Genomic DNA, 16,792 nt, shown 5'->3' with positions numbered 1-16,792 from the left:
CATCGCATTTTATAACGTTACGACAGCATTAACCGTAACGGCTCAATATACGATTAATACCTATAGCGTGCGTTTCGAAGATTGGGATGGCAGTGAGCTAAAAACAGAAAGCGTAAATCATGGTTCGTCAGCCACAGCCCCAGCAGATCCAACGCGTGTTGGTTATACGTTTACGGGTTGGGACATCGCATTTGATAACGTTACGACAGCATTAACCGTAACGGCTCAATATACGATTAATACCTATAGCGTGCGTTTCGAAGATTGGGATGGCAGTGAGCTAAAAACAGAAACCGTAAATCATGGCTCATCAGCCACGGCCCCAGCAAATCCAACGCGTGTTGGTTATACCTTTACGGGTTGGGATGTAGCATTTGATAATGTTACCACAGCATTAACTGTAACGGCTCAGTACGATATTGCCAACAATGTTTTTGAGGAAGGAAGCAGACATTTTGCGATATATCCAAACCCTGCAACTACTTATTTTACGGTCGATGGAGCCGGTGGAAATACACTAAGTATTTTTAATCGAGCTGGTATCTTGGTGAAACAAATAACGAATATTCACGAACTACAAAGGGTTGATGTAGATGGGCTCCCAACAGGAATTTATATGGTAAAAGTTGGATTGGTAGTGCGTAGAGTGGTTATTCATTAGTTTTCTGGTAAAAACTGTAAATTCTTAAGTTCTAAATAGAATCCAATAATTCCTAAGGGTGTCGTTAATATGCGATGCCCTTTTTTGGGAGCCTTATTTCAATTGAGGCCCATTGACAGGGGCGATTAAAAATTAAGTAAACATGACTTATTGAACTTGTTACGCTCTTAGTCATTTTGAAATTTAGTTTCCTGTTTAGCGCTTATGAATACTTGAGTTTTTGGGTGATTTCATGTAGCTTACAACTTATATTAGACGATGAAGATAAATGCAACTTTAGTTAAAATGGTCAAATTTGTTTTAGGATTATATGTTTTGTTTTATCTCAATAGCAAAAGATCTTCAAGTTTTAATTAGAGGCATCTTAGATTGTTTTAATTGACACTTTCTCACAAGGTGTGTGAGTATAGTATTTCAGGGTTCAGTTAATTAGAGCTGAATCCTTTTCTTCAAATGCATTAATGAATTGGATAAGAAGGAGTCCGCAGTTTCTTATTGCTTGGCTCGACTTTTTTGTGGTTAGTAACTGTCTCCACAATAAATCTCGCATATTTCTTAGTCAGCTACTTTATTTTATGAAGAGTGTAGAGAACCAAAAGCGCTTGAAACGAAAGTTTTAAGCGCTTTTGGTTTTGAAAGAATCCAGTTTTGTACGCGGGGCGGGTAGGTTATAATCCTTTGTAATGCTTAAAGTTTATAAAATTAAGAATAGTTACTCTTCAAGCTCCAATTATTGCCTTCAATCCTTACCTATCTTTCAGCGTTTCAAAACACTTGCACATGTAATTATTAAGTTTCGTGTTTGAAATAGTTTACTTCTTAGGTCTTGTACTTGTATATATTCTAATCCATTGTTTGGCATTTGCACAACGGAATGGTCAGGCTCGTAAGGTTTTAATCATGAAACAACTTGCTTATTATTAAGTCGCATGTGATGAGGTGCTTACCGGCTTAATCTGAGTAAAAAAATCCCTTTTCTGAATTATAAAGAGACTGATTATTGCTTAAAATGAGGTGACAATTTGCAAAAATATGCCCTTTCTGAGTGTGAAAAAAAACTGATTTTGTGCATGCATTTAGAAAGGGAAATAGATGATGAATAAACAAAAACAACAGGATGCAAATGTCTCTATAAAGCGGCTCAAATATGCGAGTTATATATTATACGTTCTCCTATTTGTAATAATTGCCGGCGTGATTGCAATACTCTCCTTCTGATTAAGATAAACCCAAATATGTATATAACAGTGTTAATTTAAATTACAGACTATGAAAAAAAGGTTAACGTTATTATTGCACTTTAGTGCAATAGCAATTCTAATGTTTTTTTGTTTGGTGGAGGCCAGTGCCCAGACCAAACAAATTAGCGGACAAATAAAAGATTCATACGGAGGGGTTTTGCCTGGTGCCTCCGTAGTAGTGCAGGGAACAACCACTGGAACGATTTCAGATATCGATGGAAAGTATACACTTAACGCTCAATCGAGCGATGTACTCATATTCTCCTTCATTGGTATGAAGTCCCAAACTATAAAAGTAGGTGATCAGGAAACGATCAATGTAACTTTAAGTGAAGATGCTATTGGCTTAGATGAGGTGGTGGCTGTTGGGTATGGTACAATGAAGAGAAGTGATTTGTCGGGCGCATCAACCACTATTAAAGCCGATGATTATAAAGATATGCCAACTGTTGATATTGCCCAATCCATACAAGGGCGTGTCGCAGGAGTGTCTATTTCTCAAACTTCAGGTTCTCCTGGTGCGACAACTAAAATTCGTATTCGTGGAGGCAATTCCATGTTAGGCTCAAATAATCCTTTGGTTGTTTTAGATGGAGTTGCAATGAATATTGATTTGAACGAATTAAATCCCAATGATATTGAATCAATGGAGATTTTAAAAGATGCCTCATCTACTGCTATCTATGGTTCAAGAGGTGCCAATGGTGTAATTGTGATAACAACCAATAAAGGGCAAGCAGATAAAATGCGGGTTCAAATAAGTTCAAATTATTCTTTTGATCGCATTGCCAATACCTATGATTTGTTAGAAGCCGCCCCTTATGCAGAATTAATTAATGCCATGAATAGTGGATCGGAGATTTTTTCCCCTGCAGAAATAGAGGAGTTTAGGAAAAAAGGGGGTACTGATTGGCAGGATGAAATTTTTCAGCCAGGTTACACAAGTAATAACCAGGTTACACTATCTGGGGGCTCAAAAAAAATTCAATATTTTATTTCCGGAAGTTATATTGATCAGAAGGGGCTTTTAGTTAATACCGGACAAAAAAGATATTCTGTAAGGTCAAATGTTGATGCTCAGATTTCGGAACGCTTTCATTCATCTTTTAATGTTTCTGTAACCAAAAGCGAAAAGAATAATAGCAATGATATGGCCGGCTCAAAAGGAAGTTCGATATGGAACTCTTTAATTTGGTCGCCTACAGAGCCTGTCTATAACGCAGATGGTACTTATAATATCAATGATCAATACGGCTCTATTGCACTAAATCCATATATGGTTTCTATGGAGCGCATGAATGATGTTTTTGAAACCATTACAATGGCCAATGCAACCTTTAAATATGATTTAACTGATAAACTGCAGTGGAGTGCAATTTTGGGTGCAGAAAATAGTGATGTTGAGTATGCAGATTTTACTAATCGCTATGTGAGTACAACTACTGGTTCATCAAGAACTTATGGTAACTCCCTTTTTGCACAATTGAGTACGTTCTTAACGTATAGTAATACGTTTAATGGAGGTCATCGTTTAACTGCCATGGCGGGTTATGAGCAATCTTCACGAACATTTAAAAGTTTCAAGGCCGAAGGTTCAAACCTTATTTCTGAATCAGTAGGGTATCATAATTTATCACTTAACCAATCACAAGGTATTTTATCAGATTATGAGCGTTGGGCCTTGCAATCATATTTAGGACGATTCGCTTACGCTTACAAAGATCGGTACCTTTTAACAGCAACTTATCGTATCGATGGTTCCTCTCGTTTTAGAGAGGATAATAAGTTTAGTGGCTTTCCCTCAGCGGCATTAGGATGGCGTATAAGTGAAGAAGGATTTATGAGTGATATGAGTGCTTTCCAAAACCTTAAATTGAGGGCTAGCTGGGGCGTAACTGGTAATCAGGCTATTCCTCCATACGGAACTATGGCTTTGCTTTCAAAATCAGTCTATTCGTATGGAAGCCCAACAGCACATATCGGTTATTCACCTGTAGGAGCTGAAAATCCTTACTTAAAATGGGAAGAGACAACACAGGTGAATGCTGGTCTGGATGTTACAACATTAAATGGACGTTTGAATTCAACAATCGACATATTTAAAAAGGATACGAAAGGGCTTTTACAGGCCAAGGCTTTACCAGCTTATAACGGAGGAGGAAAAATTATTCAGAATATCGGAGAGATTGAAAACAAAGGGTTTGAGTTGATGATTGCTTATGATATTATTCGGAAAGGTAATTTAACCTGGAATGCTGCCTTTAACTATTCATCCATTAAAAATGAGGTGATTTCAATTGGAGATGAAGAGCAAATATTTCCCGGTAATTCCTATGGAACTGGTTTTTTGGATAGTAAAACATTTATTGTGAAGCCAGGAGAGTCATTGGGGACCTTTTATGGATACCAATTTTTAGGATTATGGCAGGCCGATGAAGCGGCTGAAGCTGCATTGTATGGCTATAAACCAGGCGATTCTAAATATGAAGATTTGAACGGCGACAAAGTAATTGACGGCAAAGATTTACAGGTTATTGGTAATGCCTTGCCAGATTTTAGTTGGGGATTCAATAATCAGATTCGTTACAAGGGCTTTGATATTAATGTGATGATTGAAGGGGTTCACGGACGTGATGTTTTAAATTTAGGTTATGCAGCCGCCGGTGCCGCCGTAGGTGATGCCCGATCAATTACCTTGGCTGAAGCCGCCAATGCCTGGACTGAAAATAATACTAATACAATATGGCCCGCCTTGAACAGCTCTACCAATGTTGATCATATTAACTCATCAAAATGGCTGCAAGATGGAAGTTACATTAAGCTTCGTAATATTAGTGTTGCTTATCATTTCTCAAAGGATAGAATTAAAATTGGTGATTTGAAATTGTCCGTAAGTGCTCAGAACCTTCTGACCATCACCAATTATAAAGGCTTTGATCCCGAGGTGACCTCAACTGGAGGAAGCGATATTGATCAAGGATTAGACTTAGGGTCTTATCCATCTGCAAGATCATACACCTTGGGTCTTACTTTAAATTTCTAATTGATAATGATAAAAAAGTATAATGTGAAGTGTGTCGCTGTTTTAGTAGATACAGATGTATTAACAACAACCTTCGCATTAGTAAAAGAAAAAATTGTACACATGAAAAAGTATATAATTTATTTATTTGCCCTTGGGATCATCTTTTCATCATGCTCTGATTTTTTAGATGAAGATCCTAAAGGAAAGTTAACCAATAGTGGCTCTTTTAAAACAGCCTCTGATTTAGAATTAGGTTTGGTGGCAATGTACAACAAAGTGAATGGTATGTACAATGAAACTAATTTTGCAACTGTACTAATGGGAGGCGATGATGTAACAACACGTTCGGGAAGTAACAAAGGGCCGTTCCGCGAGTTTGATACCTTTTCGGCAACAGATGCTAACCCAAGGATGAGCTGGGGGCAGGCTTACGCCTGTGTATGGGCAGCAAATAATGTCATTGTAAATTATGAATATGCAACAGAGGCGAGTGAAGAAGAGCGTTTAGAGGCAGCCGGGCAAGCTTACTTTATACGAGCTTTGACGTATTTTTATTTAGTGCGTGGGTGGAATGAACTACCACTTGTTACTGATTTGCAGTTTAGCTTTGATATCGAAAAGTCGAGTCCGGAAGCTGTATATGAGTTGATCGTTGAAGATTTGAAAAATGCAGAGAAATACCTGCCGGAAGCCTGGGAGGGAGTTAAAAAAGGAGTAGCACCGACTAAAGGAGCCGCCAAAGCTCAATTGGCATCCGTATACCTGACAATGGCCGGTTATCCGCTTAAGGATGAAACAAAGTATGCGCTGGCAGCGCAAAAGGCAAAAGAGGTAATTGATAATGCAGCTGTTTATGGATATCGATTATTGGATAATTTTGCTGATTTATGGACTCGGAAGCAATTCAATGATGAGATCGTTTTTGGCTTATTTTACGACCGTAACATTGCACCATGGACATGGGAAAATGGTAATATGCGGGCGCCTTTACCCTCAAAACCTGAAGAAGAAGGTGGCTGGGATGACTACTTTGCCGAAATTAATTTCTTTAACGCTTTTCCCGAAGGACCACGTAAGGATGCCACATTTCAAACAGTTATTCGCCCGGATGCTGAAACCACTTTGCACTGGACCGAAGGTGTGCAAAAGCACCCTTATTATAAGAAAATGCGCGATATGGATGGCTATAATCCGGATGAGCCTTGGGCATATGTAGACTGGTGGTCAAGCCGTACGAATATGGTCATCCGTTATGCGGAGGTATTATTGGTATATGCCGAGGCACAAGCGATGGCTGCAGGACCTGATCAGACCGCATATGATGCAGTTAACGTGGTTCGTAATCGTGCAGGGCTCGAGGACTTGCCTGATGGCTTGTCGAAAATTGCCTTTCGTGATGCTGTGGTTATGGAGCGTGCCTGGGAGTTTGCAGGTGCTGAAATCAATACAGCACGCTGGTACGATTTAGTTCGTTTAGAGCGAGTAGAGGAGGCTGCATCGAATAGGCATGAATCAGAATTGCCTATTCTGAATCCTCCAACAAAGGATGATTATTTTGCACCAATACCTATTGGCGAGAAGTTGATTAATCCTAATTTGTAATATTTATAGATATTAAGTGTGTTTGGGTTGGTGATCTTAGTGAGTATTTGAAGGTTTTAAATGGATTTACTTCCAAATAGTATAAGGTCACTACCTGAACATTCTTTCCCCTGTTATATTATCAACGCCTATTCATTTTGTTAAATGGGTAGGTGCTTTTAATGAGCCAACTAATCCTTATTAAAACTTTTGGTATAAAAATAACCCAGTGCTAAAATTTAGTCTTGATGATGGACAATGCACACTGTATACTATGCAAACAGTTTTATAATAATGAGTAGTACGATACTAAAGTGTAACCCCCGGATTTTTTAGATAAAACAAATGAACTATTTTAAAATATTATTGCCTTTACTTTTTATAGCTACTAGTTTGGTAGGGCAGAACGACTGGGAGAATCCTCAGGTATTTCAGATTAATAGGGAAGACGCAAAGGCAACCTTTTATTCTTATTCAACCGAGAATAAGGCTTTAAAAAATGAAGTCGCGGAGGGCGACTTTATTAAATGTTTGAATGGAAAATGGCGGTTTCACTATGCAGCAAGAGTATCACAAAGTCCAACCGACTTCTATCACTTAAACTATGACCACACATCGTGGGATACAATTACTGTACCAGGCAATTGGGAGCTTCAAGGGTATGGTTTTCCACATTATACAAACATTATTTACCCGTTTAAAAAAGACCAGCCAAAGATTGATGATCAATACAGTCCGGTTGGATCTTATATTAGTTATTTTGAGATGCCTGATCATTGGGATGGCCGGGAAATATATATCCAACTGGGTTCAGTTAAATCCGGTTTTTATATTTGGATAAATGGCAAGCAGGTAGGTTATAGTCAAGGCTCAAAATTACCGGCAGAGTTTAATCTTACGCCCTATGTCAAAAAAGGAAAAAATAAGCTGGCAATAAAAGTGTTTCAGTTCACCGATGGCAGTTATTTAGAAGATCAGGATTTTTGGCGTATTTCTGGTATTCAGAGAGATGTTTATCTGTTTGCTCGCCCCAAAATGCATATACGCGATTTCAGCGTTAAAGCCTTATTAGATGAGTCTTATACAGATGGTATATTTCATCTTGACGTAGAGTTATTGAATAAAAGTAAACGATTAGAAAAGGATTATTTGTTAGATTATCAGATATATAATGCTAACAATGCACTTGTGTATCAGGGAGCACCTTCAAAATTGGCAGTAAAAAGTGGAAAAGTTAAAAAGCTGACTTTTAGTGCTGAAATTACCGGAGTGAAGCGCTGGTCGGCCGAAGAGCCCAACCTCTATAAATTATTGATTCGTCTCCGCGACTCAAAAAATGATTTAGTAGAAGCCACTTCTATTAATATTGGCTTCAGAACAGCAGAAGTAAAAGAAGGGCAATTGCTGGTTAATGGACAACCCATATTAATTAAAGGTGTTAACCGACATGAGCACGATGAGTTTTTTGGCCACGTGATAAGTGAGCAATCGATGGAGGAAGATATTAAGCTAATGAAGCAGTTTAATATTAATGCAGTACGAACGGCTCATTACCCCAACGATCCCAAGTGGTATGAGTTATGCGACAAATATGGCATTTATGTTTATGATGAGGCCAATATAGAATCACATGGTTACGGGTACGATCCTGATGAGACCCTGGCCAATAAACCGGAGTGGAAAGCCGCACACATTGAAAGGTGCCTTAATATGGTTCAACGGGATAAAAATCATCCATCTGTTATTGTTTGGAGTTTAGGCAATGAGTCCGGAGCAGGTTTAAATATGTTAGAGGCTTATAATAAGGTTCATCAGATTGATGGTAGCAGACCTGTTCACTATGAACGGGCTGAAAAGCAGACCAACCTAACGGAAAGACAAACTGATATTATTGGGGTCATGTACCTGCCTATTGAGAATGTGAAAAATGACTGGTTAGGAACTGATAACGAGCGACCTTTTATATGGGCAGAGTATGCGCATGCCATGGGCAATAGCACCGGTAATTTTAAAGAGTACTGGGATTTTGTGGATTCTCATGAGCAACTTCAGGGTGGTTTTATCTGGGACTGGATGGATCAGGGAATAGCAGCTTATAAAAATGGGGAAAAATATTGGGCCTACGGTGGACATTTTGAGCCGGAAGGCCTTCATCATGATGAGAATTTTTGTTTAAATGGCCTCGTCGATCCTGATAGAACGCCCCATCCGGGCTTGTTTGAAGTTAAAAAGGTGTATCAGAACATCGACTTCAAAATCAAAGATATAGCGCTAGGTATGGTAACGATCAAAAACCGCCGGTTTTTTAAAGATCTTTCAGATGTGCTTTGTAGCTGGGAGTTACTCAAGGATGGTAAGCTTGTAAACACAGGTCAGTTTTGCCAGGAGCGATCGCGCCTCAAACAGAGCGTGAGTTTAAAATCGGATATGGAGAACTGGAAGAAGGAGCAGAATATTACTTAAACATCTCGGCCATTAATAGGGTAGCGCGCCCATTTATTGCCATTGGTCATGAATTGGCCATGGAGCAATTTCAATTGAGCAAAGGCAGTCTTAAGAAGCTTGTTAATGAAAGTAATTTAAATCTTGCTTTAGACGAAAAGGATAATCAAATTATAATAGCAGGCCAGGACTTAGAGATTTCCTTTTCTAAAGTAAGCGGGGCTTTAAGTTCGTATATCATCAATGGATACGAGTTGATAAAAAGTCCGTTAATGCCTGACTTCTGGAGAGCTCCAACCGACAATGATTTTGGAAACAATATGCCGGAGCGTTGCAAGGTATGGAAAGAAGCAGTGACGAAAGCTGAGTTGAAGAAAATTTCTAAAACTCAAATCTCCGATAAGGAGGTGTTCATTGAGTCGGAGATAGCGCTGCCTTCCATTCAGGGCCTGCTTCATGTTGATTATCGCATATTTGGTAACGGGCAAATCGACGTAGCTTATACTTTTAATGCATCAGCCGATAGCTTACCCGAAATACCGCGCATTGGAATGGTGATGCAACTAGATAAGCAGATTGATAACCTTCAGTTTTATGGAAGAGGACCATGGGAGAATTACATCGACAGAAAATCGGCCTCTTTTGTTGGGGTATACCAGTCTAAAGTAGCAGATCAGTATTTTGCGTATGGTCGTCCCCAGGAGAATGGTCATAAAACCGATGTTCGTTGGATCAGCTTACAAAATCAAACAGGAATGGGGCTTAAGATAGTGGCTATTGACCAGCCATTGGAATTTAATGCCCTGCATGTTGCAACAAGCCAGTTGGATCCGGGTTTGAAAAAGCAACTACGCACGCCTTTAGATGTGAAAGAAGCAGACTTTGTGGAGTTGCATATCGATCATAAAATGATGGGATTAGGTGGAGATGATAGTTGGGGATCTAAACCACATCAACCATATTTAATGTATGCCAATCAGGAATATAAGTATGCGTTTACCATCGTACCTACGTATTGATTGTAGCGAAGCGGTTTATCCCGATATCAACGATGGCTTTTAGACTTATAATTATTTTTAAGGGGGTATGAATATTTGTTTTTGAGAAAAATAAGCACAGAGATGCAGAGTAATTTTCTGTTGGATTACAGAGCTCTGCCTTTCTGTGCTTCAGTGTTGTCATCTTATTTAAGATGTAAAAATGGATTCCTGAAACAGTTTGTGTTTCGCCCTTAAGGGAAATACGAGTTGATCAAGTAAAAAGAATAACTTATTGCGATACCATATAAACGAGTTAATATGATTAATGCAAGGTGCTTATTTTTGATTTTAGTAGGTTTCTTACCATCTGTGCTTAATGCTCATGATTATCAAATAAGTTACCTTTCCATTAAAGATGGCCTTACACAGAATGAAGTTACTTCTATCATCGAAGATAAATATGGATTTATATGGTTTGGAACAAGGGGAGGACTAAATAGGTATGATGGTTATAGCTTTAAGCATTATAAGCCTGAAGAAGGAATGGATGTTTCACTGTCTAACCCTTCGGTGGAGTCATTATTTTATGATTCAGAAGGTTATCTGTGGGTGGGGACGAAGTCAGGAGGAATTAGCTTATTTGATCTAAAGCAGGATAAGTTTATTAGAAAAGCAAATTTAAGCATGTTGCCCAGCCGCATCACTTCATTGATGGAGGATCATAACAACAATATGTGGTTAGGTACTTGGGGAGATGGATTATGGAAATACAATCGCACTGAGGATGTCGTCAATGAGGTTATCTCCAATACCAATGTTAAAGCCTTAGTTGCAAGCAGAGACGGGGAGGTGTGGGCAGAAACAAAAGATGGCGTTTATAATAGCATACAGGAACGCGTGACGATAAATTTTCAATCTAAAGACATTGAAATTGTTGATATGATTGAAGATAATGATGAATCAGTGATCTGGATAGCCGGATGGAATATGCATCTGATCAAATATAATTACCTTACCAATTCGGTTACGCAATACAAAATTAAGGATGTTACAGGGCAGTTGTATGAAGATACTTATTCATTATGTCTTGATGCAGACGGCAATATACTGGTTGGTACCTGGGGGCAGGGATTGTTCGTCTTTGATAAAAAAACAGAAACGTTTCAACCAATAGAAATTGAACCTCCTGTCGTTACAAAATCATCCATTAACTATAAAGTAATACTTGATATTTATCGAGATTCAAACTCTATTATCTGGTTAGGTACGGATGGTGGAGGTATCGTTAAATTAACACATAAAAGTTATTTTAATTGTGTTGGTATCCGCACCAGGAATAAGGTGCTTGATTTACACGTTAATTCCTTTCTTATAGACTCTAATAATAGAAAATGGGTGGGCACAAGAGGGAATGGCTTATATGTTGCTGAAGATAGTATTTATAAAAAAGTAGCGTTTCCGTTAAATAGAAAATACAATGCAGATCCTATCACCATAGTAAAAAAAGTTTTTGAAGATCCATCGGGAAGGATTTGGGCGAGCGTGGATCAAGGGCTTTATTTTGCCCAACAAAATGCAGAAAACAAATATAGTATGCATTTGGCAAGTAGTTTGGGGAGTGATATTGATACAGTCCGAAAAGTGCATGATGTATTATTTTGCAATAATGAAATGTGGGTGGGAACTCAGCAACAAGGACTTTTTCTTTTTGTAAAACAAAAAGAAGGTTATAAACTGCATAGGCATTATAGCAGTCGCAGCCCAAAGTTTTTTATTCCGGATGATAGAGTTACTTCTGTTTTTAAAGTAGATAGTGAATTTTGGATATCGACCTATAAAGGACTTCATAAATTAAATCAGCAAGACTCTACTTTTGTTCCGGTAGATAAACTATTGGACGAGCCAAAGAAGCCTTTATGTAATATTATCTTGTCAACACATACGGTAGCCGATACCATTTGGTTTGGAACTCCCTGTGGCTTAAATAAGTTATTTAAAAATCATGAAGGAACATATAGCTTGTTAGAATTGACCCGAAAGGATGGCTTATTGGATGACTATATAAATGCAATATTAAGCGATCATGATGGTCAGATTTGGGTGAGTACAAATGCCGGATTGTCCTGTGTAAGTCACAAAAACGATGATATTCTCAATTACATTGTCAACGATAGAATAGGGGTTGTAAATTTTTCAGAGGCTTCCTGTTTTCAGGGGCGAGATAGTCTATTGTTTTTCGGCAATTATAAAGGTCTTACTTATTTCGATAGCCGTGATATTGTAACGAATAAAGCAGATTCAAAATTTGCTATTTCAAATTTTAAGGTATTAAATAAGGTGGTCAGAGTATCACCCGATGGAGTTTTAAAAAAGAGTATCAACGAAACGGATACCGTAGAGCTTTCTTATTTACAGAAAGAGTTTTCTTTTGATATTGCCTCATTGGATTTTAATGCACCTGATAAAAACAGGTTTAAATACCAATTGCAAGGATATGGCCTGTCTAATCAATGGATAAATTTAGGGAATCGCCATCACATATCTTTTAGTAATTTACGTCCAGGGAAATATACGCTTCGTATAAGGTGGGCTGGTTCAAATGGAAAGTGGAGTAATGATATGAAAAGTATTGTCATTATCATTAATCCACCGGTTTGGAGATCATGGTATGCTCTTCTGGCTTATGTTTTCATGGCTTTTAGTATTGTGTGGATAATAATAAGAATAAAAATTAAACAAAGCCGATTACGAGATTTAGTTTTATTCGAGAAACAAAATAGAGAAAAAGAAAAGGAACTGATTGATTATAAGCTCAGTTTTTTTACCGACATATCACATGAGCTGCGCACCCCTTTAACATTGATATCGGCTCCTATAAATGAGTTGATGTCAAAAATTACACCTTGTGATAATTTTAGCTTTGTTTACGACAGAATAAAAATAGCCAAGAGAAATGTCGATAAATTAAATAACCTCATTAATCAACTCCTTGATTTTAGAAAATTAGAAGTTGGTAAAATTAAACTCAACCTGACTGCACAAGATATCGTGGAATTTGTCAATCATATAGGAAATGATTTTAAGCAGTTGGCGAATGAAAATTCAGTTCAGTTTCAGATTCAATTGCCAGGCAAACCACATGTAGTGCAATTTGATAAAGAACGGATGCAAATAATATTGCATAATTTATTGTCCAATGCTTTTAAGTATTGTGCTTCTCCTGGGCTTGTAAAATTACACCTTGGTATAACGGAAACTGTGGTGCAAATTAAAGTCTCTAATAACGGTAAAGGTATATCCAAAGAAGACAGACAACATCTTTTTGAACGCTTCCATCAGTCGAAAAGTAATCAAAGTATTCAAAACTCTGGCATTGGACTTAGTTTATCAAAAGCTTACATCGAACTTCATAATGGGCATATCGACATTGAAAGCATACCCGATCAGTTAACGACTTTCACAGTAAAACTAAATCTTAGTAAAATGGAAACTAAGGTTAACACGGCGGCTCAAACAGCAAATCGTATCGAATGCGAAGTAGGAATGCTTGATGTGAAACCAAGACAGGTTAAGTCGCTTAATACAAAAGGGAAGGGAGCTAAGATTTTAATTGTTGACGATAATAAGGAAATTAGACATTACCTGAGCGACTTTCTAAGTTCGTACTACGAAATAATCGAAGCAGTAAACGGTGAATCGGCCTTTGAGGCCATGCTTGAGGATATGCCAGCCTTGTTAATTTCTGATGTGATGATGCCTGGTATGGATGGATTTGAGTTGTGTGAAAAGGTTAAGACAAACCCTAAGCTGAGTCATATACCAGTACTTTTACTAACGGCCAAAGGTTTGCCGGAAGATGAATTGTTGGGAACTAAAAAAGGGGCCGATGCATACATTACAAAGCCTTTTCTCCCGGAATTATTCCTGGAGAAAGTAAAAATGTTACTCTCCAGTAGAAAACAGATGAGTCAAAAGTATTCTAAGCAAATTCACCTGGAAGCAGAGAATGTTCAGATATCAAATAAAGATGCTATGCTAATTGAATCTGCAATTAAGATGATTGAGCAGAATATTGATAATATTAATCTTGACGCCAAATTGATAGCTGATCAATTAGCGATAAGCTTATCGACATTTTATCGTCGCTTAAAAAAAATTACGAATCAGAGTCCCCACGAGTTTATTATTGCAATTAAAATGAAAGTAGCTGCACGATATCTAAGCGAATCATCAGATACCATTTCTGAAATTGCTATGAAGCTGGGCTACAATGAGGTGAAGACTTTTAGAAAGAATTTTAAGGATACCTTTAATATGTCACCAAGTGAATACCGAACTCATCTGAAATGATTTATTCATTAATATTTGATAAGGATAATAGGCGATGAATATTGTCCTTTATTTTATTTACCCTTTAATATCAAAAAAATGAAGCTACTATTTGATTTTATGAAACATCTGCGAAAAGTGAAAAGTTTTATTCTTTTAATTTGTCTCCTTACTTGCGTACATGCAAAAGGTCAGGGAGATCCCAATATGCTTGTGGATTTTCCCGATTTTGATCCCACTTTTGAGACCGGATTAACAACCGGCTTATGGGGAGGATCAATGCTAATAGATAACAATGCTTATACCGGTTCGTTTGCTGCTTTACTTGATGATGATTCACAATGGGGCGGAGGTCTTGAGCTATTAGTTACAGGGCTTAGTCCTTTAACCAAGTACCAATTCTCGGCTTATGTGAAATTATCTTCAGGCAGTGAAGCAGGGAGCCTTGTTGTTAAAGAGTATGGTGGGGAAGAATTAAATAACAAGTTTTTCAACACAACTTACGAGAAACAAACCTTAGTGTTTACCACAGGGCTGGGAGCCACATCTGCTAAAATTGCAATTTATAATGAAATTGGTGGTACAAATGTAATTTATGCCGATGATTTATCTTTATTCGATATGGGGCCTGGCGATCCAAGTAGTCTGGATCCTATCGATAGCACTGATTATAAGTTAATATGGAGTGATGAGTTTAATGTTGATGGACCGATTGATCATACAAAATGGGTGAGCGAAAGGGGATTTCAACGTAACAATGAAGCGCAGTATTATCTTCCGGATAACTTAGTTCAAAAAGATGGTAACCTGGTGATATCGGCAATCAGAGAGCAATATGCAAACGAATATTATGATCCTACCTCTGACAATTGGAAGTTGAATAGGGAATATGCTAGTTGGACATCCGGAAGCATCAATACAGCCGGTAAGTTTGATTTTTTATACGGTAGGGTAGAGTGTCGGGCAAAGGTATCGAATTTAACTGGCACATGGCCTGCTATATGGACTGTAGGGCAAATTGCAGGTGAGCAAACCTATGCTGATGCGGAATTATTAGGAGATTGTCAGTCTGGAGAATGGCCCGCGGGTGGCGAGATTGATATTATGGAGAATTATGGAAATGGCATTTTAGGTAATTTTGCATTGGCCGGAAGTGGAAGATGGAATGCCAAATGGGATGCAAGAAAGATTGCGGTGTCGGAATTTGGTGATCCAGAATGGTCGGATAAGTATCATGTATGGACCTTGGATTGGACGGAGAACTATATGAAGATATATGTAGATGGTATCTTAATCAACGAATTTGATCCAAATACAACCAATAATAGCGATTCATATTCTTGTCCTGGAACGGCTCCATTTAAAGGCTCACCACAACTGCTATGGCTAAACCTCGCCCTTGGGGGTAATGCTGGTGGAAGTACTTCTGCGCTGCCTGATTCCACTGTTTATCTGGTTGATTATATCAGAGTCTATCAATTAAATTCGCAGGAGCCTACATCTCCCATAAATATGATTGATGATCCTGGTTTTGAAACTGGTGCCTCTACTTATTTATGGGGAGGCAGTAGCGTTGTTACGAATGCCCCCTATGCAGGAAGTTATGTGGCGGAACTGAATGACAATTCAACCTGGGGGGGAGGTTATGAGCATTTAGTTTCAAACTTATCACCTAATACCAGCTATAGGTTTTCAGCCTATGTAACAACACAGTTGGGTGAAGGAAGAATTGGTGTTAAAGAGTATGGAGGGAGCGAGATCTATACATCTTTTACGAATACGGCGTATACACAACAGTATATTGACTTTACGACTGGAGTAAATGATACATCTGCAAAAATTTATATATATAATCCACCGGGAGGAGCTGAAACTATTTATGCGGATGATTTGGAGTTAATAGCATTAGAGCCTGTGTTAAAGAGTGGGGGATTGTCTATCGTGGGTGAAGAAGAAATTAAGGAAAACTTTAGCATATACCCTAATCCTGCTTCAGAAAAAATAGTCGTTAATTTTGATGATACAAATGAGCATTATTATTCCATTGTTTCGTTAAACGGGTTAAAAGTTAAAGAAGGTAAAGTATCCTCAGGAGCCATAATCGGCGTGTCTGATATCATCCCTGGAGTTTATCTATTTAAAATTTCATTCTCCAGTAAGGTTAAAAAGATTATTATAAAATAATCCTAACTGCTTTATGACAAAGGCCTGTTGCAACCCGAAATTTGATATTGCTTCCTTACTCACTTTTAAGCCATTTGAGGTCTAAGAAAGCATTTGCTTCATAAGCGCCGTGTACACCCTTCCCTTTGCCATTGAAGGCAAGGGGAAGTACGCTGCCATAGGCGGAGGGATGGGGATCACAAAGGTCTTTTGTAGCAAGGGATTGCAGCTTAATCTAGGAAGAAGTACCAATGCGGCGGCTGAATCATTTAATGCTAAAATCAAAGACTTCAGAAGACAATTCAGAGGTGTTAAGGATGTCAACTTTTTCCTCTACCGTCTCTGCAAAATTTATGCATAGACCCAGAAT

8 protein-coding genes are annotated in these 16,792 nt (G+C 38.1%); all 8 read left to right on the top strand.

All coding sequences use genetic code 11. The annotated features are described in order from the left end of the window. Positions 1-661, top strand: a 661-nt coding sequence (locus tag ACRD7A_RS15000; protein ID WP_430817952.1) for an InlB B-repeat-containing protein, incomplete at its 5' end; no start/stop codon positions are given. Between the two features lie 1,269 nt (positions 662-1,930). Further along, positions 1,931-4,945 carry a SusC/RagA family TonB-linked outer membrane protein gene (locus ACRD7A_RS14995; protein ID WP_430812557.1) on the top strand — a complete coding sequence of 1,005 codons (3,015 nt, stop codon included), beginning with the start codon at positions 1,931-1,933 and terminating at the stop codon, positions 4,943-4,945. A gap of 102 nt (positions 4,946-5,047) precedes the next feature. Then, positions 5,048-6,529 carry a RagB/SusD family nutrient uptake outer membrane protein gene (locus tag ACRD7A_RS14990; protein WP_430812556.1) on the top strand — a complete coding sequence of 494 codons (1,482 nt, stop codon included), beginning with the start codon at positions 5,048-5,050 and terminating at the stop codon, positions 6,527-6,529. 324 nt (positions 6,530-6,853) lie between these two features. Further along, complete coding sequence (locus ACRD7A_RS14985) at positions 6,854-8,971, top strand: glycoside hydrolase family 2 TIM barrel-domain containing protein (protein ID WP_430812555.1); 2,118 nt, start codon at positions 6,854-6,856, stop codon at positions 8,969-8,971. Beyond that, positions 8,887-9,969 (top strand): beta-galactosidase small subunit family protein, encoded by a 1,083-nt coding sequence (locus ACRD7A_RS14980; protein ID WP_430812554.1) that lies wholly within the window; start codon positions 8,887-8,889, stop codon positions 9,967-9,969. The genes ACRD7A_RS14985 and ACRD7A_RS14980 overlap by 85 nt, the downstream gene beginning before the upstream one ends. Before the next feature lie 279 nt (positions 9,970-10,248). After that, on the top strand, positions 10,249-14,280 hold the full coding sequence (locus ACRD7A_RS14975) for a hybrid sensor histidine kinase/response regulator transcription factor (RefSeq protein WP_430812553.1): 4,032 nt from the start codon (positions 10,249-10,251) through the stop codon (positions 14,278-14,280). A 78-nt stretch (positions 14,281-14,358) separates the two neighbouring features. Next, positions 14,359-16,443, top strand: coding sequence for a family 16 glycosylhydrolase (locus tag ACRD7A_RS14970; protein WP_430812552.1), 2,085 nt, complete (start codon positions 14,359-14,361; stop codon positions 16,441-16,443). A 169-nt stretch (positions 16,444-16,612) separates the two neighbouring features. Further along, entirely contained in the window at positions 16,613-16,783 is a 171-nt protein-coding gene (locus ACRD7A_RS14965) for a transposase (RefSeq protein WP_430812559.1), read from the top strand. Positions 16,784-16,792 lie beyond the last annotated feature (9 nt).

The organism is Carboxylicivirga longa (assembly GCF_050589825.1).
In the GTDB taxonomy this organism is placed as follows: Bacteria; Bacteroidota; Bacteroidia; order Bacteroidales; family Marinilabiliaceae; genus Carboxylicivirga; species Carboxylicivirga longa.
Note: the sequence above shows the minus strand (reverse complement) of the source record. Positions and strands in the feature narration are given on the sequence as shown.